General features: G+C 68.1%; 21 protein-coding genes, 1 tRNA gene and 2 pseudogenes. 11 read left to right on the top strand and 13 right to left on the bottom strand.

Annotation, left to right across the window (positions count from 1 at the left end; all coding sequences use genetic code 11):
* Positions 1-33: 33 nt before the first annotated feature.
* Positions 34-933: an aminoglycoside phosphotransferase family protein gene (locus tag ACH4DZ_RS25910; protein WP_398290001.1), complete on the bottom strand. Its 900-nt coding sequence runs from the start codon at positions 931-933 to the stop codon at positions 34-36.
* Between the two features lie 166 nt (positions 934-1,099).
* Between ACH4DZ_RS25910 and ACH4DZ_RS25905 the strand changes: the two genes are divergently transcribed.
* The 3 genes from ACH4DZ_RS25905 (at position 1,100) to ACH4DZ_RS25895 (ending at position 5,718) form a co-directional block, all read left to right on the top strand.
* Positions 1,100-2,479 carry an NAD(P)/FAD-dependent oxidoreductase gene (locus ACH4DZ_RS25905; RefSeq protein WP_398290000.1) on the top strand — a complete coding sequence of 460 codons (1,380 nt, stop codon included), beginning with the start codon at positions 1,100-1,102 and terminating at the stop codon, positions 2,477-2,479.
* Between the two features lie 16 nt (positions 2,480-2,495).
* Complete coding sequence (locus ACH4DZ_RS25900; RefSeq protein WP_398289704.1) at positions 2,496-3,224, top strand: alpha/beta hydrolase; 729 nt, start codon at positions 2,496-2,498, stop codon at positions 3,222-3,224.
* Positions 3,225-3,582: 358 nt separating this feature from the next.
* A complete protein-coding gene (locus ACH4DZ_RS25895) occupies positions 3,583-5,718 on the top strand; it encodes an AIPR family protein (RefSeq protein WP_398289702.1) in 2,136 nt (711 codons plus the stop codon).
* Positions 5,719-6,083: 365 nt separating this feature from the next.
* Here ACH4DZ_RS25895 and ACH4DZ_RS25890 read toward each other — a convergent pair whose 3' ends face one another.
* From ACH4DZ_RS25890 to ACH4DZ_RS25880, 3 genes are read right to left on the bottom strand one after another with little or no spacing between them, the layout of a single operon-like run.
* On the bottom strand, positions 6,084-6,782 hold the full coding sequence (locus ACH4DZ_RS25890) for a hypothetical protein (protein WP_398289701.1): 699 nt from the start codon (positions 6,780-6,782) through the stop codon (positions 6,084-6,086).
* A gap of 28 nt (positions 6,783-6,810) precedes the next feature.
* Positions 6,811-7,047, bottom strand: coding sequence for an N-6 DNA methylase (locus tag ACH4DZ_RS25885; protein ID WP_398289700.1), 237 nt, complete (start codon positions 7,045-7,047; stop codon positions 6,811-6,813).
* Entirely contained in the window at positions 7,044-7,628 is a 585-nt protein-coding gene (locus ACH4DZ_RS25880; RefSeq protein WP_398289699.1) for an N-6 DNA methylase, read from the bottom strand. The genes ACH4DZ_RS25885 and ACH4DZ_RS25880 overlap by 4 nt, the downstream gene beginning before the upstream one ends.
* 267 nt (positions 7,629-7,895) lie before the next feature.
* On the opposite strand from ACH4DZ_RS25880, the pseudogene ACH4DZ_RS25875 reads away from it, so the two are divergent.
* The 3 genes and pseudogenes from ACH4DZ_RS25875 to ACH4DZ_RS25865 all read left to right on the top strand — a co-directional run.
* Positions 7,896-8,353, top strand: a pseudogene (locus ACH4DZ_RS25875) (phosphotransferase); the annotation flags it as partial.
* 1 nt (position 8,354) lies between these two features.
* Positions 8,355-9,051 (top strand): annotated as a pseudogene (locus ACH4DZ_RS25870) (class I SAM-dependent methyltransferase).
* Between the two features lie 30 nt (positions 9,052-9,081).
* Positions 9,082-9,660 (top strand): HAD domain-containing protein, encoded by a 579-nt coding sequence (locus ACH4DZ_RS25865; protein ID WP_398289697.1) that lies wholly within the window; start codon positions 9,082-9,084, stop codon positions 9,658-9,660.
* Between the two features lie 160 nt (positions 9,661-9,820).
* Here ACH4DZ_RS25865 and ACH4DZ_RS25860 read toward each other — a convergent pair.
* A tRNA-Thr gene (locus ACH4DZ_RS25860) sits at positions 9,821-9,896 on the bottom strand.
* A 174-nt stretch (positions 9,897-10,070) separates the two neighbouring features.
* Between ACH4DZ_RS25860 and ACH4DZ_RS25855 the strand changes: the two genes are divergently transcribed.
* The 4 genes from ACH4DZ_RS25855 to ACH4DZ_RS25840 all read left to right on the top strand — a co-directional run bounded on the left by ACH4DZ_RS25855 (position 10,071) and on the right by ACH4DZ_RS25840 (position 14,460).
* A complete protein-coding gene (locus ACH4DZ_RS25855; protein ID WP_398289696.1) occupies positions 10,071-11,471 on the top strand; it encodes an RNA-guided endonuclease InsQ/TnpB family protein in 1,401 nt (466 codons plus the stop codon).
* Positions 11,472-11,810: 339 nt separating this feature from the next.
* The gene (locus ACH4DZ_RS25850) at positions 11,811-12,947 is read left to right on the top strand and encodes an ABC transporter ATP-binding protein (RefSeq protein ID WP_398289695.1); all 1,137 of its coding nucleotides are present in this window, start codon (positions 11,811-11,813) and stop codon (positions 12,945-12,947) included.
* 229 nt (positions 12,948-13,176) lie between these two features.
* Positions 13,177-13,659, top strand: coding sequence for a hypothetical protein (locus ACH4DZ_RS25845; RefSeq protein WP_398289694.1), 483 nt, complete (start codon positions 13,177-13,179; stop codon positions 13,657-13,659).
* Between the two features lie 69 nt (positions 13,660-13,728).
* A complete protein-coding gene (locus tag ACH4DZ_RS25840; RefSeq protein WP_398289693.1) occupies positions 13,729-14,460 on the top strand; it encodes an NDP-sugar synthase in 732 nt (243 codons plus the stop codon).
* A gap of 235 nt (positions 14,461-14,695) precedes the next feature.
* Here ACH4DZ_RS25840 and ACH4DZ_RS25835 read toward each other — a convergent pair whose 3' ends face one another.
* From ACH4DZ_RS25835 to ACH4DZ_RS25810, 6 genes are all read right to left on the bottom strand, one after another.
* The gene (locus tag ACH4DZ_RS25835; protein WP_398289692.1) at positions 14,696-16,363 is read right to left on the bottom strand and encodes a DoxX family membrane protein; all 1,668 of its coding nucleotides are present in this window, start codon (positions 16,361-16,363) and stop codon (positions 14,696-14,698) included.
* Positions 16,364-16,522: 159 nt separating this feature from the next.
* The gene (gene rlmB, locus ACH4DZ_RS25830; RefSeq protein ID WP_398289690.1) at positions 16,523-17,467 is read right to left on the bottom strand and encodes a 23S rRNA (guanosine(2251)-2'-O)-methyltransferase RlmB; all 945 of its coding nucleotides are present in this window, start codon (positions 17,465-17,467) and stop codon (positions 16,523-16,525) included.
* A gap of 166 nt (positions 17,468-17,633) precedes the next feature.
* A complete protein-coding gene (gene cysS, locus ACH4DZ_RS25825; RefSeq protein WP_398289689.1) occupies positions 17,634-19,034 on the bottom strand; it encodes a cysteine--tRNA ligase in 1,401 nt (466 codons plus the stop codon).
* Between the two features lie 188 nt (positions 19,035-19,222).
* Positions 19,223-19,744 (bottom strand): 2-C-methyl-D-erythritol 2,4-cyclodiphosphate synthase, encoded by a 522-nt coding sequence (gene ispF / locus ACH4DZ_RS25820; RefSeq protein ID WP_398289688.1) that lies wholly within the window; start codon positions 19,742-19,744, stop codon positions 19,223-19,225.
* Positions 19,734-20,486 carry a 2-C-methyl-D-erythritol 4-phosphate cytidylyltransferase gene (gene ispD / locus ACH4DZ_RS25815; protein ID WP_398289687.1) on the bottom strand — a complete coding sequence of 251 codons (753 nt, stop codon included), beginning with the start codon at positions 20,484-20,486 and terminating at the stop codon, positions 19,734-19,736. Before ispD ends, ispF begins: the two co-directional genes overlap by 11 nt.
* 370 nt (positions 20,487-20,856) lie before the next feature.
* The gene (locus tag ACH4DZ_RS25810; RefSeq protein ID WP_003953493.1) at positions 20,857-21,339 is read right to left on the bottom strand and encodes a CarD family transcriptional regulator; all 483 of its coding nucleotides are present in this window, start codon (positions 21,337-21,339) and stop codon (positions 20,857-20,859) included.
* A gap of 700 nt (positions 21,340-22,039) precedes the next feature.
* Between ACH4DZ_RS25810 and ACH4DZ_RS25805 the strand changes: the two genes are divergently transcribed.
* Positions 22,040-22,741 carry a copper chaperone PCu(A)C gene (locus tag ACH4DZ_RS25805; RefSeq protein ID WP_398289686.1) on the top strand — a complete coding sequence of 234 codons (702 nt, stop codon included), beginning with the start codon at positions 22,040-22,042 and terminating at the stop codon, positions 22,739-22,741.
* Between the two features lie 113 nt (positions 22,742-22,854).
* On the opposite strand, the gene ACH4DZ_RS25800 is transcribed toward ACH4DZ_RS25805, so the two are convergent.
* Positions 22,855-23,535, bottom strand: a complete 681-nt coding sequence (locus ACH4DZ_RS25800) for a response regulator transcription factor (RefSeq protein WP_307538050.1) — start codon at positions 23,533-23,535, stop codon at positions 22,855-22,857.
* Positions 23,532-24,809 carry a sensor histidine kinase gene (locus ACH4DZ_RS25795; protein WP_398289685.1) on the bottom strand — a complete coding sequence of 426 codons (1,278 nt, stop codon included), beginning with the start codon at positions 24,807-24,809 and terminating at the stop codon, positions 23,532-23,534. The genes ACH4DZ_RS25800 and ACH4DZ_RS25795 overlap by 4 nt, the downstream gene beginning before the upstream one ends.
* Positions 24,810-24,851: the final 42 nt, after the last annotated feature.

Raw genomic sequence — 24,851 nt, 5'->3', positions numbered from 1 at the left:
CGCCCCCACCCCGCCCCCACCCCCCCCCACCGCTCAACGCCCCAACAACAGCCGCGCGATACCGACCTGATCCTCGTTCAGCCCCTCGCCCTCCTCGACCCGCCACAGCGAGTTCTGCAGCACCCGCCCCAGCGTCCAGGCCCGCGCCCGCTCCCGGTCCACCCCCAGCACCTCCGTCAGCAGGTCGAAGCGGCGCTCCAACGCCCCCTCCTCGCACCGGTTCCAAAGCGCGGGCAGCAACTCGAAGCAGGGGTCCCCGGCGAGCGGCTTCGGGTCGATGACGAGCCAGGCTTCACGGTCGGCCGCGAGGATGTTCCCGAAGTGCAGATCCCAGTGCAGCAGCCGGTCCCCCGGCTCGTCCGCGACCTCGCGCACGGCCGCCGCGCAGTCCGCGAGCAGCCGCCGGTCGTCCTCCGCCGCGAGGGACCGCGTCACCCCGGGCAACCGCTCGAACATGTCCGCGGTGACGGAGTCCAGCCGCCGCAGCCCCGCCGGCGCCGGCACGGCCGTGATCCGCGCCAGCAGCCCGGCCAGGACCGACGTCGCCTTCATCACATCCGGCACATCGGCCAGCGGCCGGTCCTCGTCGAGCCGTTCCAGCAACAGCGTGCCGCTCTCCACGTCCTCGTCCAGCAGCCGTACGACCCCGTCACCGCCCCAGGTCCGCAGCGCCAACCCCTCACCGGCCGTCTCCTCGTCGAGGTCCTGCAGCTTCAGCACGGCCCGTGTCCCGTCACCGCGCACCACGGGCAGCACCACCGAGACCTGACCGCTCATCGGCGCGCCCTCCCGCCGCAGCCCCCACCGCTCCAGAAACCGCCCGCCGCGCTCAAGCAGCCGCCCATATCCCACCTTCCCCACCCCCACCCTCTCCAGAACCACGAAATCCGAAGGAGACACCCACCACCCGGAGAAGCTAACGTCACCGCGCATGAGCAGCACGGAGAACGCGGACAGCGCGTCCGGCCCGGACGGCGCGTCCAGCACGGACAGCGCGTCCGGCACGGACCGCACACCCCCCGCGCCTTACGCGCCCCCCAAGCCCCGGACACCACCCCTGCCGCAGCCGCTTCGGGCACCGGGCGCGCACCGCGCCACCGTGAACGGCGGCATATCGTTCTGGTACGCCGAGGAGGGCCTCCCCGCCCCCCGCGAGCCCCTTCAGGGTGACGCGAACGCCGACGTGGTGATCGTCGGCGGCGGCTACACCGGGCTGTGGACCGCGTACTACCTGAAGAAGGCCGCCCCCTTCTTGCGGATCACCGTCCTGGAGCAGAGGTTCTGCGGTTACGGCGCCTCCGGCCGCAACGGCGGCTGGCTCTACAACGGCATCGCGGGCCGCGACCGCTACGCGCGCCTGCACGGCCACGAGGCGGCCGTACGCCTCCAGGAGGCCATGAACGCCACGGTCACCGAGGTCGTCAGGGTCGCCGGCGAGGAGGGCATCGAGGCGGACATCCACCGGGGCGGCGTACTCGAAGTCGCGTACACCCCCGCCCAGCTGGCCCGCCTGAAGGCCTTCCACGCGACGGAACTCTCGTACGGCGAGAAGGACCGTGAGCTCTACGGGGCCCGCGAGACCGCCGGCCGTGTCCGGGTCGCGGACGCGGTGGGCTCCACCTGGACCCCGCACGGCGCCCGCCTGCACCCGGTCAAACTGCTCAAGGGCCTCGCGACGGCCGTCGAGGCGCTCGGCGTCACGATCCACGAGTCGACACCCGTCACGGAGATCAGGCCGAAGCACGCCGTCACCCCGTACGGAACCGTCCGCGCGCCCTACGTCCTGCGCTGCACAGAGGGCTTCACGGCCTCCCTCAAGGGCCACAGACGCACCTGGCTCCCCATGAACTCCTCGATGATCGCCACCGAGCCCCTGACCCCCGCCCAGTGGGAGTCGGTCGGCTGGGAGGGCCGCGAGACCCTGGGCGACATGGCCCACGCCTACATGTACGCCCAGCGCACCGCCGACGGCCGCATCGCACTCGGTGGCCGCGGAGTCCCGTACCGCTACGGCTCCCGCACGGACAACGACGGCCGTACGCAGCCGTCGACGGTCGAAGCCCTGCACGAACTCCTCCTGCGTCTCTTCCCCCAGCTCTCAGGCGTCGCCGTGGCCCACGCCTGGTCGGGCGTGCTCGGCGTGCCGCGCGACTGGTGCGCGTCGGTCACCCTGGACCGCGCCACCGGCCTCGGCTGGGCGGGCGGCTACGTCGGCTCCGGTGTCGCCACGGCGAACCTCGCCGCCCGCACCCTCCGGGACCTGGTCCAGCGGGACTCGGGCCAGTCGGGCGACACTGATCTCACCGCGCTTCCCTGGGTCGAACACAAGGTCCGCAAATGGGAACCCGAACCTTTCCGCTGGCTCGGGGTACACGGCATGTACGCGACGTATCGAGCCGCCGACCGCCGCGAAGTCACCACCCATGCCGCACAGTCGTCCCGGATCGCGCGTATCGCCGACCGGGTCGCGGGCCGCTGAGAGACAGGGGAACCCCATGAGCACCGCAGTCATGGACACCGTCCGCTACTCGTCCGACGGTCAGCTCCTCGACATCCATCGCGCAGCCGCCCCGGACGCTCCGACGGTCCTGCTCTGGCACGGCCGCGGCCCCGCCGAACGGGACGTCCTCGGCGCACTGGCGGCGGAGGTCGCCCGCCTCGGCGCCACCGTCATAGTCCCCGACTGGCACCCGGACGCCCCCGACGGGGGCCGCCCCCAGCTCGCCGCGTCCCTCCGCTTCACCTGGGACTTCGTACGGGACCCGGCACAGGTCGTCCTGGTCGGCTGGTCCCTGGGCGGGCGGGCCGCGATGGCCACGGCCCTGCGCCCTGACCCCCCGGAGGGCTGGCGCCCGGCCGCCGTGGTCGGCATCTCGGCCCGCTACAACCAGCCCGAACCACTGCTCGGCCTGCCCTCCCCGATGGCCGTCTGCGCCACCGCCCCACCGCTGCCCATCCACCTGGTGCACGGCACGGAGGACACGGTGTGCGACTTCGCCAACGCGGGCGAGTTCCAGCGCGTCCTGGCCGCCTCCGGCCGCAAGGCCCCGCTCACGGAACTCACCACGGACCACCCGGGCGCGGTCATGGCCGAGTACTCCCCGGAATGGGGCCGCTGCCGCCCCGCCCACTCCGGCTCCGCCCACCGGGAGGGCCTGCGCACGGCCCGGGTCATCGCCCAGGCGGCGGGCATCTCCACACAAAAGGCCCGGGCCACCAAGTGACCCGGACCTCTCGACACCACACCAGGAGCCCCCTGTCGGATTCGAACCGACGACCTACGCATTACAAGGGCCTTCAAAAGCATGCCGGACGGTGGTGAGAGATGCCGCCGGATCCCGTTCCCCCAGTTCAGAGCGGTAAGGGCGAGCCCTGCATACCGTCCAGTCCATCTTGTGTCACCCGATCCGCTCACGCATCGCTCACGCATCGGCCTCGTCAACTATGGGAGCAGTCGGCAGGGTGATTCTGTGTCAGATGATCTGAGTCCAGGCACCGTTGTGGCGACGATCAGCCCCCTGTCCTCTCGGTCTGTCCCTAGACTGTGTCAGGGCGACGCAGCTCACGGCACTGGGGGCAGACTTGGAAGAGACAGAACGCCGGGCTGCAACGGCCCCCATCCATATCCACCAGATCCGCACCGCGCTTCTGCAGCAGTACCAGGGGCTCATCTACGACGAAGACCTCAAGGGTTACGTCCAGCAGGGCTACGAACAGCGCTTCCTCTCCCGCGCGTTGACTGCGGTTGCCGTACGCGAGGTGACCGGCTGTGATCACAAGACCGCCGGCGCCTCTGTCATCGACGGAGAAGACGACCAAGGCATCGACGGTGTGGCCGTCACTGAGGACACACAGGAAGTCTGGCTCGTCCAAGCCAAGTGGAGTGACGAGGGCAAGGGCAAGCTCGATACCAATGCGGCGCACAAGCTCATCGCCGGTCTCCGCCTCATCGAGCAACGGAGTTTCGACCGCTTCAACGACCGACTGGAGCCAATCGCTGCTCGCGTCAATGCCGCGATGCACGATGCCCGGCTCAAGGTAACTCTGGTAATCGCTGTCATGGGTGTGGGGACACTCAGCAAGGAAACCATCAACGTTCTCGAAGACGCCCGGAGCGAGTTCAATGGCCTTGGCCCGGTCCTCGAGTACCGCGTGGTCCACGCTGCGGACGTCCTTCGGCAGATCCGTGAGGATCTCGCTCCCGAACCTGTGCAGGTAACCGTTCGGATGACGAACTGGCTCCGGCGGAACACTCCGCTCACTGCTTACCAGGGCACCGTTCCGGCGAGCAATATCGCCGAGTGGTATCAGGAACACGAAAGTCGGTTGTACGAGCAGAACCTGCGCCAGTCCCTCGGTACGACCCGAGTCAATTCAGGCATGCTGAGCACCCTGGTGGACGAGCCTGAGAACTTCTGGCTCTTCAACAACGGTGTGACAGTGCTGTGCGATCAGCTGGAAGAGGATTGGCCAGGGCGCCGCCGTCCAGACGAACCCGTACATCTGCACCTTTCAGGAGTAAGCGTCGTAAACGGTGCACAAACTGTCGCGGCAGCACACCGCGCCGCGAAGGCGTCTCCCGAGGCGGTCGAGGACGCCGAGGTCACGGTCAAGGTGATCGTCGTCGACAAGAACATGCCGGATCTCGCGCAACGCATCACCGAGACGACCAACACGCAGAACCATGTGGAACAGCGCGACTTCATCGCCTTGGACGAGGTGCACGCGATGATCCGCGAAGACTTCATGTTGTCCCTCCAGAAGTCTTACGTGTACAAGCGTGGTGAGCCTGATCCAGCGCCAGACGAGGGTTGCTCTGTAGTGCACGCCGCAATTGCCCTGGCTTGTGCGCACCGGAACACCGAACTCGCCGTACGCGCAAAGCGGGACACAGACCTTCTCTGGGAGCGCGGTAGCGGGGGCGCCTACCCTCGCCTCTTCGGGGAGCGACCTGGGGCCTTCCAGATTTGGCGCTCGGTACTTGTGCACCGCACCGTGGGTACCGCCCTCAACGAAGAACGCAAGCGGTTCCAGAAGCGTGCCGCCGACGTGAGCCAGCGAGGTGATCTGCTCGTCACCCATCTGGTTTTTCAGCTTCTCGATCAAGACCGCATCGACGATCCAGAGTACGACTGGGACGCGGCACTACGAGAGGTTCCCGCCCTCACTAATCGCGTCCTGTCCTGGCTGATTCACCACATCGACGCGGAGTACGGGCCGACCTCCTTCCTCAGCGGAACGCTCACTGACGCTGGGCGCTGCAAGCGGCTCGCGGAGTTGGTGCTGCGCGACGCCGAACGGGAAGGGGTCATCCCCGACCTGCCGGCCATTTACAAGGCAACCAAGGAGAGTAAGCGCAAACCACGCCGCCCCAACGCCGTGCCTACTCTCGTGGACCACGGACGGATCAGGAACGGAACACCAGTCCGCCTACGCCTATGGAACAAACCCGAGATCGACGCCCTCACCCCATGGCTAGCCGAGGACCGCAAACGCGGTGAGGCAACCTGGGTCAATGATCGGACGCGGTGTCTCGTGTGGGCGGTCGACGGGCGTGCTTACTCACCGACGCGCCTGGTCCTCAACCTCTACGAGCTCGCGGGCTGGGAGGAAGCCCCTGTGGCAGTCCAGGGCCCTGCACGGTGGACTCTGGACAGTGGCGCAACCCTCTCAGAGTTGGCACGGACATTGCTTGACGAACAGGCCGAACAGGAATAAGCGCGGGGTACTCTTCGGCCTGCAAGATCATGACGGGTAATAGCCCATTGGCCACATTCGGTCCCGCTCGTGCTCAGCGGCTTACCGGCTCGGTGGATTGATGGCTGGCCCAATGGATGCCGAGCCGTCTTCTCACACACGCAGGTACTCCGTGCGCCGGGAGTTAGCCGGACACACAGAGTCTCTCTGAGCCGTCAAGCGAGGCGTACACCCTTGCTCCAGATACCTGTTTCCTGCAGCTTGGATCGGATCTGGTCCAGTCGCTTCAGGACAGCAGCAATCTGCCTCTGCCTCTCAATGTCAGGCTTGCCTTCGGCATCAACCGGGACCTCAATGGTTAGTTGGGCAACACGCTTCGTGTAAAGCTACGCCTCATAGACATAGCCTCCCTGCGCAATCGTCTGCGCCATGGCAACCGCGAGATATCCGAGATCGATGTCGTGCTCCGGAGGCTGCACACCATCGACGCTATCAGCGGCGGCAGCGTCCGAGACATCATCATCGAGCTCGAGCTGACCGTAGGTTGAAGACTTCGGCCAGGGTTGCACGATGACCACATTATCGGTCATTACACAGTTGGCTTCGCGATAGAAAACCGTTCCGACGGCCGACGCCTCTGTAGCCATCACTGTCACACACGGATAAGGTTCCGGCTCTACTCCGCGCTCTGCCAGCCATTCACGATCAATCATCCCCTTAATTTTTTCAGGACGAGTGAAGACCGAATGAACGGGAACGTCACCTGGATTATCACGCAGGTCCACATTCCTGATCCTACTCCCCGAGCGAACTTGAAATCGACCAGAATCCGACAACGCGAATTCCTTAACGTCACCGTTTTGTAGCAGGGACAGCTCCTCCTTGGCCTGACGGAGGTCGTCGATTAGTTCCTGCAAGGTCTCAGTCGCCAGATCGATGAATTCACTGCGCTCAATTGTATCCGAGCGCTCACCGAGCTCGATATGTTCCGCATCCGTCCAGTCACGGAACACATCCCAGCGTTCGTCAGGAGCAAAGGCGCTGGCGGGCACAATCTTCGCGTATGCGCATTCCTCGTACTGCACGGGGCGAGTCACTGACTCCGCCGGCCCACTACAAGTCTGCAAGCATGGCGAGGTCGTTATCATCAGGGGTCGGGACTCGCCCATAGTCAAGTGTCTCCCCGATGCTCCGCGCGATACCACAGAGCACCGGCGGACGCGACTGATTTTTTACCTTGCGACGCTCGAGAGCAAGGATGTACGTCGGCTGCGATGTATTGAAGAAGGCTTTTCGAGGGAGTTGAATATTCGCAAGAATATTACATTCCCTCAGAAGCTCCTTCTTCATCCGCTGGGCAGTGCGATTAGCAGGCCAAGAGGGACAATAACGAAAGCTCTACCGCCGGGCTTAAGCGCACCAGAAATATACCGAAGGAATAGAACCTCTACCCCAAGGCCACCTGTGTCGTAATACTCTTCCAGGTAGACACCGTTCTTCTTACCATTCACGTGCTCGATCTCTTTGCGGTAGACCGCAGACCCTTGCGTTACATACGGAGAGTTCGTGAGGATGACGTCGACCGAGTTCCGTGGCGGGTAGAGCACCCCACCGAGTGTCTCGTTATCATTCATCAGAATGAACGTGTTCACAAGGGCCTGATTTAGAGCTTCTGGCGTAGTCTGAGGATCGCGCACGGATTCAGCGAGGTGCAGCAACATATTGGCCTTCGCCAGTATGTTCGTGCAGGCATCGACATCAATACCCACGAGCTTGACTCGCTGGCGAGGCTGGCCGTCAACGAACGTCACGTTCCCAGGAAGCGCATCCGAGAAAAGCAGCGGCTCCAACAAAAATCCGCCAACACCGGCCGCAGGGTCCAATACTACCGAATCTTCGGGCGACGCATTAAGCATCGCCATTTTAACCATCGGCTTACACGATATTTCGAGGCGTGAAGAATTGACCTAGGCGTTGCTGGCGAGCCGATCGCTTCAAGAACGTCTCATACAGGCGGAGCTTGAATTCCGGGTCGATGTTGGTCAGGGCACCAAAATCCTGAAATTCGTTCAAGATTTCACAGAATACGCAATTACAGGACGCGATGGCGATAGTTACCGATGAGCACAGAAAGGCAAACCCGTTGATTACAGACGTGTATGAGGTGATGGTCGCGAGGCCAAATACATTTCGCACCTGACGACGTCGAGGACGCACTCGACCGGATCACCCAGGCCGCCGACGCACGCTCGGCCGGTACGACGGTGGCCCCTTTCGGCTGGGTGCATTCCGAGTTCCACCCCACCAGCCTCCACATCGGCCAACACGGCTGGCGGCTGCTGGACTTCGCCCGCGCCTTCACCGGTCCCAGCCTCCTCGACCTCGCCAGCTGGCACGGCACCCTCGACACCCCGGACCCCGTACGCCTGCGGATCTTCCTGGACACCTACGTCACCGAGGGCGGCACCCCAGACGCCCTCGCCGAACGCGGAGGGCTGCCTGCCGAGCAGTGGGCGCTGGGCTGGCACCGCATGTGGGCCGTCGAGTGGTTCATGGAGCAGTCCATCCGCTGGATCAACGACCGGCCACCGACCCCGCGTACATCAAGGCCGTCCGCCGCCACCTCACCTACGTCCTCCACGTCCTGGAGGTCTGACGTGCTCGCCCAGGCGTCCCCCTGGTACGTCCACGCCCTCCAACGCACCACGTCTGCCCCCGCGGAGCCACTGGCTGTGCCCGCCCGGATGGAATGGACGACCCGGCCCGGCAGTGGGCCCGGCGCCGAAATCCTCGGCCCGGACCTGCGCCACAAGCGGCTGCTGGAACTTGGCTGCGGCCCCGGCCACAACGCCGCCCACCACGCCACCCGCTACGGCGCCCAGGTCACCGGCGTCGACCTCGTCGGCCTGCAAGTCCGTCCAGCCCGCTCGCACTACGGCCGGCTGAACAATCTCACCTTCGTCGCCGGCCACGCCCTGTACTACCTGCAAGCAGCCGCCGAGCAGTTCGACGCCGTCTACTCCATCTTCGGCGCCGTCGGCCTCGTAGCCCCAGAACTTCTACTCCCGGCCATCGCCCAGCACCTCAAGCCCGGGCACACTCTCGCCTTCTCGGCTCCCCACCCCCAGCGGGGTGGCCTACGCCCCGCCATCGACGACCGGCCCCGCCGCGACTACGTCACCCTCCCCGACCGCACCCGACTGCCCATCGCCCGCTGGGACTTCGACGCCGAGCGCTGGGAGAAACACCTCGACCGCGCGGGCTTCTGGCTCACCTCGGCCCAGGAGTTCCACGACGCCCGCCACGGTGGCCACTGGGCCCAGCACCCTTCTGATCACCGCGCGCAAGCTCTGACCCCCACCCCGGCTCTCCTGGGAGAAACCGATGCGCCCGCCCTACCTGCTCCTCGACGTCGACGGCGTCCTCATACCTTTCCCGGACACTGACGGTGCCAGTCCGGCAAGCCACAACCGGCACGATGTCGTCCCCACAGACCGGAGCGCCGACGACCCGGTCACCATCTGGCTCAACCCTGCGCATGGCCACTTGCTCATGCAGGTGATCCGGACCGGCCTGGTCACCCCCGTCTGGTGCACCAGCTGGCGCCAAGACGCCACCACCCTGATCGGACCGCTCCTCGGCCTCCCACCCCTGCCATACGTCGACCTCCCACGCCCGCAGATCACCGCCAGCCACCCCAACGGGTACCTGTGGAAACGCGACCACGTCGACACGTGGCTCAGCGACGTGCCCGTCATCTGGATCGACGACGACTTCACCGGCCTCGACCACGAATGGGCCGCAGAGCGCACCGCCTACGGACAGGCGACCGCGCTTGTCCAGCCTGATCCCCACGTCGGGCTCCTGGCCGAACACCTGGTCGAGGTCCTTGCGTGGGCCGCGCTGTCGCCCGTTGCACAGGTCGATGTCCCAGCCGTTCCAAGTGAAGCCGAAGCCGCGTAAGGCCGCCCACAAAGCCGCGAAGGCGGGCACGAGCAACCCGAAGGACAAGGCCACACATCGGTCACGCAAGCTGTCTTCGTGGCGTTCTTGTCATGCAACGTGCGCTGCCCCAGCAATGCAAAAGGCCAGGTCACGGACTACGTGACCTGGCCTTCGCCGGAGCCCCCTGTCGGATTCGAACCGACGACCTGCTGTTTACAAGACAGCCGCTCTGGGCCGGACTGAGCTAAGGGGGCACCGCGCACAACAACGCCGTACGCGAAGGCGTCTCCACTGTACACAGCCTCCCTCGTCCTGATCCACGAAGTTGCCCCCGGCAGCGGACCTCGAAAGCCATGCGTAACCACCCGCGCACCCGTTCGTTGAACGGACTGACGTGCTGTTCCGAAGATCGGACTGCGAGGGGGCTCATGGAGGAGTCGGCAGAGAAGCCGAAGGCGGTGAAGGGTGTCCGGGCCGAGCGCATCAAGCGCGAGGAACTCGGCATCGAAAGGCGCCGCAAGCACGCGGGCCGCACGGCGACTCCCCTGAAGAGCCATGCCAAGGAGACGGGCACCCACCATCGCGTCTACCGGTTCCGCTTCTACCCGACCGAGGCACAGGCCGAGCAGTTGGGCAGGACGTTCGGTGCTTGCCGATGGGTATACAACGAGGGGCTGGCCCTGCGGTCGGGAGCCTGGGAGCAGCACCGGGTGAGGGTGGGGTTCGCGGAGACGTGTCGGGCGTTGACGGGTTGGAAGCGGGCCGAGGAGAGGGCGTGGCTCAAGGAGGTGTCTTCGACGGTGCTGCAGCAGGCCCTGCGGCATCTCGATCAGGGGTTCACGCGGTTCTTCAAGGGGGTGGCGAAGTATCCGAAACGGAGGAAGAAGCAGCGGTCGCAGGATGCGGCGACGTATGTGCGTACGGGGTTCAGATGGGTTGAGGATCCTGAGCGGCCGGGGACGGGCCTGATCACGCTGGCCAAGCAGTCGGAGCCGCTGGACGTTCGCTGGTCCCGGGCGCTTCCTGCGAGGGCGGTTCCGGTGCGGTTGTCGGTGATGCGGGACCGGGCTGGTCGGCACTTCGTGTCCGTGCTCGTGGAAGAGCGGGTGGCGGTGTTGCCTGCTGTCTTCCTGCCAGGTTCGCGGGAGCCGAGGGCGGTGGGGCTGGACTTGGGTCTGGCGTCGTTGGTGACGCTCGATGACGGTACGAAGTTGGATCATCCGCGGCTGTTGAAGCGGTACGCGGAGAAATTGGCGCGGTTGCAGCGGGAGTTGCACAAGAAGGTGAGGGGATCGAAGAATTGGGAGAAGGTCAGGCGGAAGATCGCGCGCCTCTATGCGCTCGTCGGCGATGTACGCAGGGACACGCTGGACCAGTTCACGACCCGCCTCGTGCGCGAGAACCAAGTGCTCGTGGTGGAGGACCTGTCCATCGTGACCCTGTTGCGTCCGGCTCGCGGGAAGGGCCGTCGGCGCAAGGCCGCGTTGAGTCGGGCGATCATCGATGCCGGGTGGGGTGAGCTGTTGCGGCAGCTGCGTTACAAATGTGAGTGGTACGGCCGGACGCTGGTGGTCGTGGACCGTTTCTTCCCCTCCACCCGAAGATGCTCGGCGTGTCATGTGAAGGGTCCGAAGCTTGACGTGTCGGTTCGGGAGTGGGCGTGTGCCGAGTGCGGTGTGGTGCACGACCGGGACGTGAACGCGGCGGTGAATCTGCGGGATGAGGGGATGCGTCTGTATCGGCTGGTGGCATCCGCACTACCGCCCGACCGGAAGCCTCCGACCGTGATCAAGGCTTCGGAGTTGGAAAAGTGTTTGCTGGCCGCGTAATCGGGTCAGTGTGCAGTACGGACCGATGGGCCGTCGGCCGGAATGCCCGTGGAGCCTGTGTAAGACCGTGCGTGACGGCGGGGTAGCCCGTTGTCCGTCGGCAGCGGGCTATGAAGCGGGAAGCCTCGGCAAGGTCAAAAGTGCGTGGCTCTGCCCCATCGTCGAAAATTTCGTCGAAGTTCACACCCTCCTGCCTACTGACAGGGCGGTGAACCCCAGGTAGCGTCCTGAACCAGTCCGCTCGTGTGGACTACACCACTACGGATCATTCCGTAGCGGTACACCACCTTTACAACGGATCGTCCGGCACGTTCCTGCCGGTGAAGGGGGCCCCTCACCATGGCCACTGTCTCGTTCAACAAGGCGACCCGCATCTACCCGGGTGGCGACAAGCCCGCCGTCGACCAGCTTGAGCTCGACGTCGCGGACGGCGAGTTCCTCGTCCTCGTCGGTCCCTCCGGCTGCGGAAAGTCCACCTCCCTGCGCATGCTCGCAGGTCTTGAGGACGTCAACGGCGGTTCGATCCACATCGGTGACCGCGACGTCACGCACCTGCCGCCCAAGGACCGGGACATCGCCATGGTGTTCCAGAACTACGCGCTGTACCCGCACATGACCGTCGCGGACAACATGGGCTTCGCGCTCAAGATCGCCGGCGTCAACAAGGCCGAGATCCGCCAGAAGGTCGAGGACGCGGCGAAGATCCTCGACCTCACCGAGTACCTGGCCCGCAAGCCGAAGGCGCTCTCCGGCGGTCAGCGCCAGCGTGTCGCCATGGGCCGCGCCATCGTGCGTGAGCCCCAGGTGTTCCTCATGGACGAGCCGCTGTCGAACCTCGACGCCAAGCTCCGCGTCTCGACCCGTACGCAGATCGCGTCGCTGCAGCGCCGCCTCGGCATCACCACGGTGTACGTGACCCACGACCAGGTCGAGGCCATGACGATGGGCGACCGCGTGGCGGTCCTCAAGGACGGTCTGCTCCAGCAGGTCGACTCGCCGCGCAACATGTACGACCGCCCGAAGAACCTCTTCGTCGCCGGCTTCATCGGCTCCCCCGCGATGAACCTCGTCGAGGTCCCGATCACCGACGGCGGCGTGAAGTTCGGCAACAGCGTGGTGCCCGTCGACCGCGACGCCCTCAAGACCGCCTCCGACAAGGGTGACCGCACGGTCACGGTCGGCGTCCGTCCCGAGCACTTCGACATCGTCGAGCAGGGCGGCGGCGCCGCGGCGAGCCTGTCGAAGGAGACCGCGGACGCCCCGGCCGGTCTCGCCGTCACCGTGAACGTCGTCGAGGAGCTCGGCGCCGACGGTTACGTCTACGGCAGCGCCAAGCTCGGCGACGAGCTCAAGGACCTGGTCGTCCGCGTCAGCGGCCGCGCGGTGCCGGAGAAGGGCGCGACACTGCACGTCGTGCCGCGCGCGGGCGAGACCCACGTGTTCTCGACCTCCACCGGTGAGCGCCTCACCGACTGATCGCGCAACCTGCCCCACCGGCCGGGCGGATCCCGGAGAATTCACCCAGGTTGACGAAGAAGGCCCCGCAGACCATCGCGGGGCCTTCTTCGTTGTCGACAAATACCCCGGCAGACCGGTCATTTCGACATCTGTTCGTCAACATCAAACTCGAAAACGGTCGCTTCCCGGTCCCCCGAACTGATTACTAAATGTCGCCAAATCATCACCCCGCGCTACCCTCACTCGCGTGAAGCACTCCACTAACCACTCGACGCGACACGGCCACGGCCCCTCCGGCCGACCGACCCGACACGGCCGCGGTCCGGCCCGCCGGATCGGCCGTACCCTCGCCCTCGTTCTGCCCGTCGTCCTGGTGCTCTCCGGCACGCTCGCGGTCACCCGGGTCAACTGGTCGGGAAACGAATCCTCGACATCCGCTCTCGCCGCCTCCGCCGAGAACGTCTCCCGGCGCGCACCCTCCCGCGCCCCGCACGACGTGCTGCGCGACAAGCTCCTGCTGGAACTCCAGGAGAAGAGCCCGGGGGTCGCCCTCACCCATCTCCAGGAGGCCGTGAACGGCCGCCCGTCCCTCGGCAGGCACTGCGCCTCCATCGCCCGCGCCCTGGGCCGCGCGGCGGTCCGCGCGTACGGCCCGGTCCGCGCCCAGTCGTTCGCCCGCCCGGTCTGCGACACGTCCTTCGCCACGGGCGTAGCAGCCCAGCACACCTGAGCCCGGGCTCCGCGCACCCCGCGCAAACCCCGACGGCCCATCCCGCGGAGCGCGACGTAAAGTTCGGGCATGACCGATCCGAACGCAGCGTCGCGCCCCGTTCAAGCCGTCGTCCTGGCCGGCGGCCAGGGCTCAAGGCTGCGTCCCTACACCGACGACCGCCCCAAGCCGATGGTCGAGATCCCCGGCACCGGGACCCCGATCATCGGCCATCAACTGACCTGGCTCGCCGAGGAGGGCGTCACCGACGTCGTCGTCTCCTGCGGTCATCTCGCCGAGGTCCTCCAGGAGTGGCTGGAGTCGACGGATCTGCCCGTCTCCGTGACCACCGTGGTCGAGTCGGAGCCCCTGGGCCGTGGTGGCGGCCTCAAGTACGCCGCCAAGCACCTGCCCCACCCCGACCGCCCCTGGTACGCGACGAACGGTGACATCTGGACCCGTTTCTCGCTGCGGGAGATGGCGGACTTCCACACCGAGCGCGACGCCGTGGCGACCCTCGCGCTGGCCCGCCCCCGCCTTCCGTGGGGTGCCGTCCAGACCGACGACTTCGGCCACATCACGGACTTCATCGAGGCCCCGCCGACCGCGCACGGCATCAACGCGGGTGTGTACGTGTTCTCCCCCGAGTTCGCCGACCTGCTTCCGGCGCTCGGTGACCACGAGCGCTCCACGTTCCCGCGGTTGGCCCGCGAGCGCCGCCTGGCCGGGTATCCGATCCCGCAGGGTGCCTACTGGCGTGCCATCGACACCGCGAAGGACCTCACGGAGGCGGCCAAGGAGCTGGCGGCGCTGGGCCGTTGAGCGCGTTCTGAAACACCCCGGGGCTGTGACCTGTCTGCGGGCCGGTGGGGGCCGATCGCGCAGTTCCCCGCGCCCCTCAAAAGCGGGGCTGCGCCCCGGCTTTTGCCCCTTCAGGGGCGCGGGGAACTGCGCGGCCCACCCCCACCGGCCCGCAGACACAAGCGAAACGACCAGCAGGTAACCGATGGGCCCCGCACCAGACTGGTGCGGGGCCCATCGGCGTCGTAAGCGCTCCTCAGCCGAGCAGGCCGCCCACGAGCCCAGACTTGCCGCCGGACCCTCCGGAGCCGCCCGTGTCGCCGCCCGTACCGCCTCCGGAACCGGTGCCGCCGCCCGTGCCCGTACCGCCGCCCGTGGTGCCGCCGCCGCCCGAGGAGGACGGTCCCACGGTGGTGGCGGGCGCCTGCGGGGGCGCCGACTGCTGCGGCGGGGCCTGGTTCGAGCCCTGCGTCTGGCTGGGCTGGCCCGCGGTGGCGCCGGCCGTCTCGCGGGCCGTAGCGCCGGGCGAGGTCGCGGCGCCCGACGGGCTCGCCGAGGTCGCGCCCCGGGTGGGCGAGTCCGCCGACGCCGACGGGCTCTGCTTGTCGCGGCGCGCGCCGGGTTCCGCCGGGAGCGCCGAGCCGGGCAGTTCGTTGCGCGGGGCCTCGCCGGGACCGGGGACGACCACGCGGTCGGAGTCGCGGACGGCGCCGCCGAGCATCGACCCGATGAGCAGCGTGAGTCCGACGACGATGGCCGCGACGAGCGCCCCGCGCCGCAGTACGCGCCGGCGCAGCTCCCAGATCTCGGTACGCGGCCCGAGTGTGCGCCAGGCCTCGCCCGCGAGGCGGCCGTCGATGGAGTAGACGGGGGCGCCCGCGATGATCAGCGGCGACCAGGCGGCCAGGAAGATGATGTCGGGTGCGTCGTAGGCGGGAACGGACTTCCAGCTCACGGTGAGCAGCAGGGCCGCCGACAGCAGCGCGCCGACGACCGCCGCGACCCGCTGCCACAGACCGAGGACGGTGAGGACGCCGACGATCACCTGGAAGAAGGCGATGAGGAGTCCGGCGCCGACGGGGTGCTGGAGCGCGAACTCGCGCAGGGGCTCGGCGAGTTCCCAGGGGTGCAGCGAGTTGAGCCACTTGACCATGGAGCCGCGCTTACCGCCGTCGAAGTAGACGGGGTCGCAGAGCTTGCCCATGCCGGCGTAGATGGAGATGAAGCCGAGGAAGACGCGCATCGGGAGCAGGACGACGCCGAGGTTCATCCGGCGGCCGGGGTAGTAGCCGTGCCGGACGGGGGCGGCTCCGTGCCGCTTGAGCGCCCCGTCGTCCTCGTCCCGGTAGTCGTCGTCCTCGTAGGAGTCGTCCTCGAAGTCGCCCTCCGCGTACGGGGGTTCGTCGAGCTCCTCGTAGGCGCTGCCCGCGCTGCGCAGCTGTTGCGGCAGGAGGCGGGTCTCGGGGCCGCGAACGGTCGGGGTCTCGACGGTCGCGTCGACGTCGAACCCGGAGGGTCCTTCGCCGTCGACGCGCGGGATGACCTGGGTCGCGCCGCCCTCGCCCACCGGTTCCTCGGCGCCGTGCCGAAGGCTCGTGCTCCGCACGGCCTGCAACAGCCGGGTGGCGCCCGTGTCGTCGGGGGCGGACTTCCCGCTCCAGACGACGGGCGCGCGACGGCGGGTACCTGCGGCTGTTCCGACGACGGGGGTGCGCGCGGTGCCGCCGCCCGAGCTCACGTTCCGCGCGGCACGCGGGGCCTGGGCCCGCGGCGCGGTGTTCAGCTGCACGCGGAAGCTCGCATGATTGACGATGACCTGCGCCGGATCGCTCGGCACCTTCACCATGCTCAGCGCGGGAGCGTCGTCGAATCCCAACGAGCGGTCCCCCGTGGGTGTGCGGGGTGTTCTGGTGTCCACACTCATCTAACCGAGTGACGTGTGTTTAGGACACTGCTTTGACCGCCCGGATCTGTCCGGACCCCGTCAAGATCAACCCGGGCCCCGTCAGGGGCGCGGGGAACTGCGCGACCAGCCCCCACGCGCCCGCAGACGAAGTACGACCCGGCGTCGGCCAATCCCGGACTACGCCCGCTTCCGCGAAGCCTCGTACAGCACAACTCCCGCGGCCACACCCGCGTTCAGCGACTCCGTACCGCCCGGCATGGGAATCCGTACGCGGAAGTCACAGGTCTCCCCCACCAGTCGGGACAGCCCCTTCCCCTCGCTGCCGACGACGATGACGACGGGCCCGCCGAGGGCCTCCAGGTCACCGACCTCCGCCTCGCCGTCCGCCGCGAGACCGACCACGACGAGCCCGGCCTTCTTGTACGCCTCCAGGGCCCGCGTCAGATTGGACGCACGGGCGACCGGCGTACGAGCGGCGGCGCCGGCGGACGTCTTCCACGCACCGGCGGTCATACCCGCCGCACGGCGCTCGGGCACGACCACGCCGTGGCCGCCGAACGCGGAGACGGACCGGACGACGGCACCGAGGTTGCGCGGGTCCGTCACCCCGTCGAGGGCGACGATCAGCGGGTCCACGCCCTGGTCGTACGCGGCGGCCGCGAGGTCCTCCGGGTGCGCGTACTCGTACGGCGGGACCTGGAGGACGAGGCCCTGGTGGTTGAGCCCGTTGGTCATGCGGTCCAGCTCGGGACGCGGGGCCTCCATGAGGTGGATGCCGCCACGGTCCGCGGCGAGCTGCAGCGCCTCGCGCACCCGCTCGTCGTTGTCGATGAACTGCTGGACGTACAGCATCGTCGCGGGTACGCCCTCGCGCAGCGCCTCGACGACGGAGTTGCGGCCGACGACCATCTCGGACGTGCCCTTGCCGCCCCGGCCGCCGCGCGGCGAGGGCTTGCGCACGAGCTGCTTGGCCTTGGCGCCGGCGATGCGGTTCTTCTTGTGTCCCTTGCGCGCTTCGGCGGGCGGGGTGGGGCCCTTGCCTTCGAGGCCCCGGCGTCGCTGGCCGCCACTGCCGACCTGCGCGCCCTTCTTGCCGGACATGCGGCGGTTGTTAGCGGCCATGACCTACCTGTCTGTGTGAACGCGTACGGGTGTACGGGTGTGATCTACGGGCGGACGTACGGGCGTACATCTCCGCTGTGCGTGCCGAGAACACGCCTGCGAAAAGACGTACGTACATGAAGTGTGCCGCCCGGACACCCGGACGGCACAATCGATCAAGAAATGGTCAGCGCGGGCCGAGGGTCCAGCGCGGGCCCTGGGGGCCGTCCTCGATGACGAGACCGGACTGGTTGAGCTGGTCTCGGATGGCGTCGGCGGTGGCCCAGTCCTTGCGGACGCGGGCGGACTCGCGCTGCTGCAGCACCAGCCGTACGAGCGTGTCGACGACTCCGTGGAGGTCCTCGCCGCGGTCGCTCTCGCCGGCCCAGTGCGGGTCGAGCGGGTCGAGGCCGAGGACCGCGAGCATGGCCCTGACCTCGGCGAGCCGGGCGACGGCCGCTTCCTTGTCGTCGGCGGCCAGCGCGGAGTTCCCCTGGCGGACCGTGGTGTGCACGACGGCGAGGGCCCCGGGCACGCCCAGGTCGTCGTCCATCGCCTCGGCGAACGCCGGCGGCACCTCGGCCGCGGGCTCGACCGCTCCCCCGGCCTTCTCCACCACGCGCTGCACGAAGCCCTCGATCCGCGCGAACGCCGACTCGGCCTCGCGCAGTGCCTCTTCGCTGTACTCGATGGTGGAGCGGTAGTGCGGGGTGCCCAGGTAGTAGCGCAGCACGATGGGCCGCCATGCCTTGACCATCTCGCTGACGAGCACGCTGTTGCCGAGCGACTTGGACATCTTCTCGCCGCTCATGGTCACCCACGAGTTGTGCACCCAGTAGTGCGCGAACTCGTCGCCGAAGCCGACGGCCTGGGCGATCTCGTTCTCGTGGTGCGGGAAGATCAGGTCGATGCCGCCGCCGTGGATGTCGAAGGCGGAGCCCAGGTACTTGTGCGCCATGGCACTGCACTCCAGGTGCCAGCCGGGCCGGCCGCGCCCCCAGGGCGTCTCCCAGGAGGGCTCTCCCGGCTTGACCGCCTTCCACATGGCGAAGTCCCGCGGGTCCCGCTTGCCGGTCTCGCCGTCCCCGGCGGGCTGGCGCAGCTCGTCGAGGTCCTGGTTGGACAGGGAGAGGTAGCCGGGCAGGGACCGTACGTCGAAGTAGACGTTCCCGTCGGCCTCGTACGCGTGACCGCGCTCGATGAGCCCGCGCATCATCTCGACCATCTCGGTGATGTGGCCGGTGGCACGCGGCTCGTACGTCGGCGGGAGGCAGCCGAGTGCCGTGTAGCCGTCGTTGAAGGCGCGCTCGTTCTCGTAGCCGATGGCCCACCAGGGCCTGTTCTGCTCCGCGGACTTCCAGATGATCTTGTCGTCGATGTCCGTCACGTTGCGGACGAACGTGACGTCGTAGCCGCGGTACTCGAACCAGCGGCGCATGATGTCGAAGTCGAGGCCCGACCGGATGTGGCCGATGTGCGGGGCCGCCTGCACCGTGGCGCCACACAGGTAGATCGAGACACAACCCGGCGTGATCGGGGTGAAGTCGCGAATCTGCCGGGCGCTGGTGTCGTACAGGCGAATAGTCACCCCACCAGGGTAGTGGGCGGGGGGCAGTGCCCCGCGACCCTTGTCCCGTATGGGACACGTATTCGTGACATCCGCGGCCCGGCGGTGACGCCTCGGGGGCTCCGCCCCCGAACCCCCGGTCCTCGAACGCCGGACGGGCTGAAACACATGCAGCCCGTCCGGCGTTCGAGGACAAAGGGGCGAGAGGGTCAGCCCACCCGTGCCACCAACGCCGTGGCCACCGCCATAAGACCCTCGTCGCGACCGGCGAAGCCGAGCCCGTCCGTCGTGGCGCCGGACACCGAAACCGGCGCCCCCACCGCCTCGGAGAGGATCTTCTGCGCCTCGTCCCGACGCTTGCCGATCTTCGGCCGGGGCCCGACCACCTGCACGGCGACATTGCCGATCGTGAACCCCGCCGCCCGCACGATCCGCGCCGCCTCCGTCAGCAGCGTCACTCCGGACGCCCCGGACCACTCGGGCCGCCCCGTACCGAAGTGCCGGCCCAGATCGCCGAGCCCCGCCGCGGAGAACAGCGCGTTGCACGCGGCGTGGGCGACGACGTCCGCGTCGGAGTGGCCCGCGAGACCGGGCCCCTCGCCCTCCCACAGCAGGCCGGCGCACCACAGTTCACGGCCCTCCTCGAAGGCGTGGATGTCGGTACCGATCCCGACCTGCGGCAGCAGGGGCGCCGCGGGCACCGGCGGCACCGGCGATGTCTCAGAAGCCATCGTTCAGCCTCCGCCGCGTCAGAACCGCCTCCGCGAGGATCAGATCCAGCGGGCGCGTCACCTTGAACGCCTCCTCGTGGCCGGGCACGACCACGACCCGCAGTCCGAGCTGCTCGACCATGCTCGCGTCGTCGGTGACGTCGTCCGTGACCGTCTCGTGGGCCCGTACGAGGGTGTCGCGGTCGAAGCCCTGCGGCGTCTGGACGGCGCGCAGCCTCGCCCGGTCCGGGGTGGCGACCACGGGCTCGGGCTCCCCGGCCGTCTCCGCGGGCTCGACCTGCTTGACGGTGTCCGTGAGCGGCAGCGCGGGTACGACGGCGGGGGCCCCGTCGCGTACCGCCTCGATGACGCCGTCGACCGTGTCGACGGGTACGAGCGGACGGGCCGCGTCGTGCACGAGCACGATGTCGATGCCGGGGGGCAGCGCTTCGAGCCCGAGCCGCACGGACTCCTGGCGGCTCTCGCCCCCGGGTACGACGTGGAATTCGGTCCGCTCGGGCAGCGCGTGCGAGTCGAGCAGCGTCTTGACCTCCGCGGCCCCGTCGGGCGGCGCCACGACGACGACGAGGGAGACGGCACGCGACGCGGCCATGGCCCGGACCGCGTGGATCAGCATGGGGGTGCCGTTCAGCGCGCGAAGCGCTTTGGGAGCGCCCGGGCCGAGGCGTACACCCCGGCCTGCGGCCGGAATCACGGCCGCCGTACGGGCCCCGGGAGGCGTGGGGCGCGAATCGTCAGACATCGGTTCCTGTCAGGTTTGTATGCTCGGCCGACGTGGGTATGGCCTGGGCGTACCCCGGCCGACGGGCTGGGGGAGTGCCGGGCGCGACGCTTTGACCGGACCCTTCCGTGAAGATGGTCGAGCCAGCTGTCCGGGCCCGGCACTCCGAGTATCGGATCCCTGAATGTTCGAGGGCCGTCCGAGTGCATGGTCTGCACGGTGCGTGCGCACGGTTTCCCGGTATGGAGATGCTCCGGGTGAAATCAGGCCCGGGTATGAACATGCCGCAGCGCCCGGCGACAGTGAATACGTCATCGGGCACCACGGCATTGCATTGCGCCGAACCGCTCGTTTCGCCTCTGGTCAGAAAGCGATCAGAGCGTGACGGGCGTCAGGACGCGAGGACCTCGTCGAGCAGGGCCTCGGCCTTGTCCTCGTTCGTGTTCTCCGCGAGGGCGAGCTCGCTCACCAGGATCTGGCGGGCCTTGGCGAGCATGCGCTTCTCGCCGGCGGAGAGTCCACGCTCGCGCTCACGACGCCACAGGTCACGGACTACCTCCGCTACCTTGATGACATCGCCGGAGGCGAGCTTCTCAAGATTTGCCTTGTAACGACGCGACCAGTTAGTGGGCTCCTCGGCGTACGGCGCGCGCAGTACCTCGAAGACCCGGTCCAGCCCGTCCTGACCGACCACATCACGTACGCCGACGAACTCCGCATTGTCCGCTGGCACACGCACTGTCAGGTCGCCCTGAGCGACCTTCAGCACCAAGTAGGTCTTGTCCACGCCTTTGATCTGGCGAGTTTCGATAGCCTCGATCAGCGCGGCCCCGTGATGGGGATAGACCACGGTGTCGCCAACCTTGAACGTCATGTGACAGGTACCCCTTCCGTGGCTATCCAGGGTAACACGGAAACCGCGTGTTCTGAATGGCGTTTTCGCAGGTCAGGGCATATCTCGGGGCTTGACAATCCCAACATGAACGTGCTGCGGAGGGGTCGCGGACGACGGTATTCGCAGGTCGGAGCGGCTCTCCCCGCGAGGAGAAACGCGCACGTTACAACACCCCCGATCCCCGCGCGCGTGCCTGATCGTCCAGATTTGTCGGGTTCCGGGAGCCCATCTGTCGCTACTCCGTTCGGTCAACGGAGTCACGTACGAGTCGAATCCGGAATTGATCACGCGAGGCGGAGATCGGCATCGGATCGGCCGGAGATCGACCCGGAGATCGCCGGAAGATCAACCGAAGATCGATTTCCCGGACCGCCACGCATTCCCCGCGGGAAATCCGCGAGGCCGCGTCGGAGGCTTGTCGGTCACTAACCGAGGGTTCTTATGTGAAAGACGGACGAGTGTGTGGCGGATGAGTCCATGCGGCATGCAAGTACACCGGGTGACGTGAGAGTCGTAGGGATGGAGAAGCGGCGTACGGTCGCGGTCGGGGAGCCGTAGGGGCGGGTCGGGTGCGGCGGCGCGGGAACGGCTCGGTAACCTGAGGCCGCTGACCGACCCTTAGGGCGGCTTTACAAATGAGCTGCCCTGTTCCGCCCACGTTCTAGGAGTTGCCGCCGCCGTGAGCAGCAGCCTTCGACGCGGCAGCCTCGCCGCCGCCGCCATCGCGTTCTCGATCGCCTCGCTCGCCGCGTGCGGTGCCGGCAACAAGGCCCAGACGCTGGAGATCAAGCCGGACAACGCCGCCGTCACCGTCGGCCAGATCAAGATCCAGAGCGCAGTCGTCATCACCCAGGCCGAGCTGGAGTCGACGGGCCCCGCCGCGGTCTCCGCGACCCTGTTCAACAGCGGCGACACCCCCCAGACCCTGGAGTCCGTCAAGGTCGAGGGCATCGGTCGGGCCGCGGAGCTCAAGCCGGCCAAGGGCTCGGGCAAGCTGACCGTCCCGGCCGGCGGCTCGCTGGTCCTCGGCGGCAAGGGCAACGCCTCCGCCGTACTGGAGAGCAGCCGCGAGGCGTTCGCGGACGGCGACGCGCAGCCGGTCACCTTCACCTTCAGCAGGACCGGCGACGTGAAGCTGGAGGCGTTCGTCGTGCCCGGCCACGGCTACTACGCCGAGTGGGGCCCGAGCGCGGCCCCGGCGGCGCCGAGCACCGAGCCCTCCGACGCGGCGTCCGAGTCCGGTACGGCCACCGGCTCGCCGTCGCCCTCCGGGTCCGCGTCCGCGTCGGACGAGGCCGAGGAGACGGGCGAGGCGGGCACGCAGGCCACCGACGCGGCGTCGGCCAGCACCGACGCCTCGGAGTCCGCAGCGGGCCACTGAGCGGCTCACAGCCACCGTTCTCCCGTACGGGCGGGTTCCGTACACGTACTGCGAAGGGCGGGACCCCTCTTCCGGGGGTCCCGCCCTTCGCAGTACGTACTGTCGTGTGCGGTCTACGGCTCGAACTTGTAGCCGAGGCCGCGGACCGTCACCAGGTAGCGGGGCGCGCCCGGGTCCGGCTCGATCTTCGCCCGCAGTCGCTTCACGTGGACGTCCAGCGTCTTGGTGTCACCGACGTAGTCGGCGCCCCACACCCGGTCGATGAGCTGCATACGCGTCAGGACGCGGCCCGCGTTGCGCAGCAGCATCTCCAGGAGGTCGAACTCCTTGAGCGGGAGGTCGACCTTGGAGCCGGAGACGGTGACCACGTGGCGGTCGACGTCCATCCGCACCGGGCCCGCCTCCAGGGCGGCCGGGCTGACCTCCTCCGGCTCGCCGCGGCGGCGCAGGACGGCCCGGATGCGGGCGACCAGCTCACGCGACGAGAAGGGCTTGGTCACATAGTCGTCGGCTCCTATTTCGAGCCCCACGACCTTGTCGATCTCACTGTCCTTGGCGGTGACCATGATCACCGGAACGTTCGAACGGCTGCGCAGCTGACGGCACACCTCGGTGCCCGGCAGGCCGGGCAGCATCAGGTCGAGGAGGACGAGGTCGGCGCCATTGCGCTCGAACTCGTCGAGGCCGTCGGGTCCGGTGGCCGCGATGGCGACCTCGAAACCCTCTTTGCGGAGCATGTAGGACAGAGCGTCGCTGAAGGACTCCTCGTCCTCGACGACGAGCACTCGGGTCACGGGTGGACCTCCGGGGCAGAAAAGGGTTCGTACGGGGATGAGACGGTGGTCGTCCCGTCGGTCTGACCGGTCTCGTCGTCTTCGTCGAGTCCGGGCGTCTGGTCGCCGCTCGCGCGGTCGCGGTCGGAGCCCGCCTCCGGCAGCCGCAGGGTGAAGGTGGAACCCTGGCCCTCGGAGCTCCACACCGTGACCTCCCCGCTGTGCGAGGCGGCCACGTGCTTGACGATCGCGAGCCCGAGTCCCGTACCGCCGGTGGCGCGGGAACGGGCCGGGTCGACGCGGTAGAAGCGCTCGAAGACGCGCTCCTTGTCCTTCTCGGAGATGCCGATGCCCTGGTCGGTCACGGCGATCTCGATGAGGTCTCCACCGGGCGCGGTCACCCGGCGCGCGGCTATGCCGACCCGGGTGCGGGCGGGCGAGTAGTTGACGGCGTTCTCGACGAGGTTGCCGAGCGCCGCTGCCAGCTGGCCCCGGTTGCCCCAGAGGCGCAGGTCGGCGGTGCCGCCGGCGGCCATGGTGATCTGCTTGGTGCCGGCCTGGTGGCGGCAGCGGTCGATCGCCTCGGCGACCAGCTCGTCGACGCGGACGGGCTCCGCGTCCTCCAGCGGGTCGTCGTTCTGGACCCGGGAGAGGTCGATGAGTTCCTGGACGAGGTTGGTGAGGCGGGTCGCCTCGATCTGCATGCGTCCGGCGAAGCGCTCCACGGCCTCCGGTTCCTCCGAGGCGCCCATGACGGCCTCGGAGAGGAGGGACAGCGCGCCGACCGGGGTCTTGAGCTCATGGCTGACATTGGCCACGAAGTCGCGTCGTACGGCTTCGATCCGGCGGGCCTCGGTGAGGTCCTCGACCAGGAGCAGTACGAGCCGGGAGCCGAGCGGCGCCACCCGGGCGGACACGGCGAGTGCCTCGCCCCGGCCGGTGCCGCGCCGGGGAAGGTCCAGTTCGACCTGGCGTATCTCCCCGTCCCTGCGGGTGTCGCGGGCCATCAGGATCATCGGCTCGACGGCCAGTTTCCCGCCGCGCACGAGACCGAGTGCGTAGGCGGCCGAGCTGGCCTTGACCACGGCGTCGGACTCGTCGAGTACGACGGCGGAGGAGCGGAGCACGGACAGAACCGTGTCGACGCCCGGTGGCAGGACCGGGTCGGTGTGCAGAGAGGTGCGGGTGGGGCGTTTCTGTTCCCGCTCACTCCAGCGGAACGCCAGCACGGCGATGACACCGGTGAGTACACCGGCGATCGCTGCCGCTGCGGCGACAGCCGCGTTCACGTCCATGGCTCCAGGTTAGGCACGCTGTACGCCCCGGTCACAGCCGTC

Origin of the sequence: Streptomyces sp. NPDC017991, from assembly GCF_044328075.1 — a bacterium.
Classification (GTDB): Bacteria; Actinomycetota; Actinomycetes; order Streptomycetales; family Streptomycetaceae; genus Streptomyces.
The sequence above is the reverse complement of the archived record's forward strand: the minus strand, read 5'-3'. Positions and strand labels throughout refer to the sequence as shown.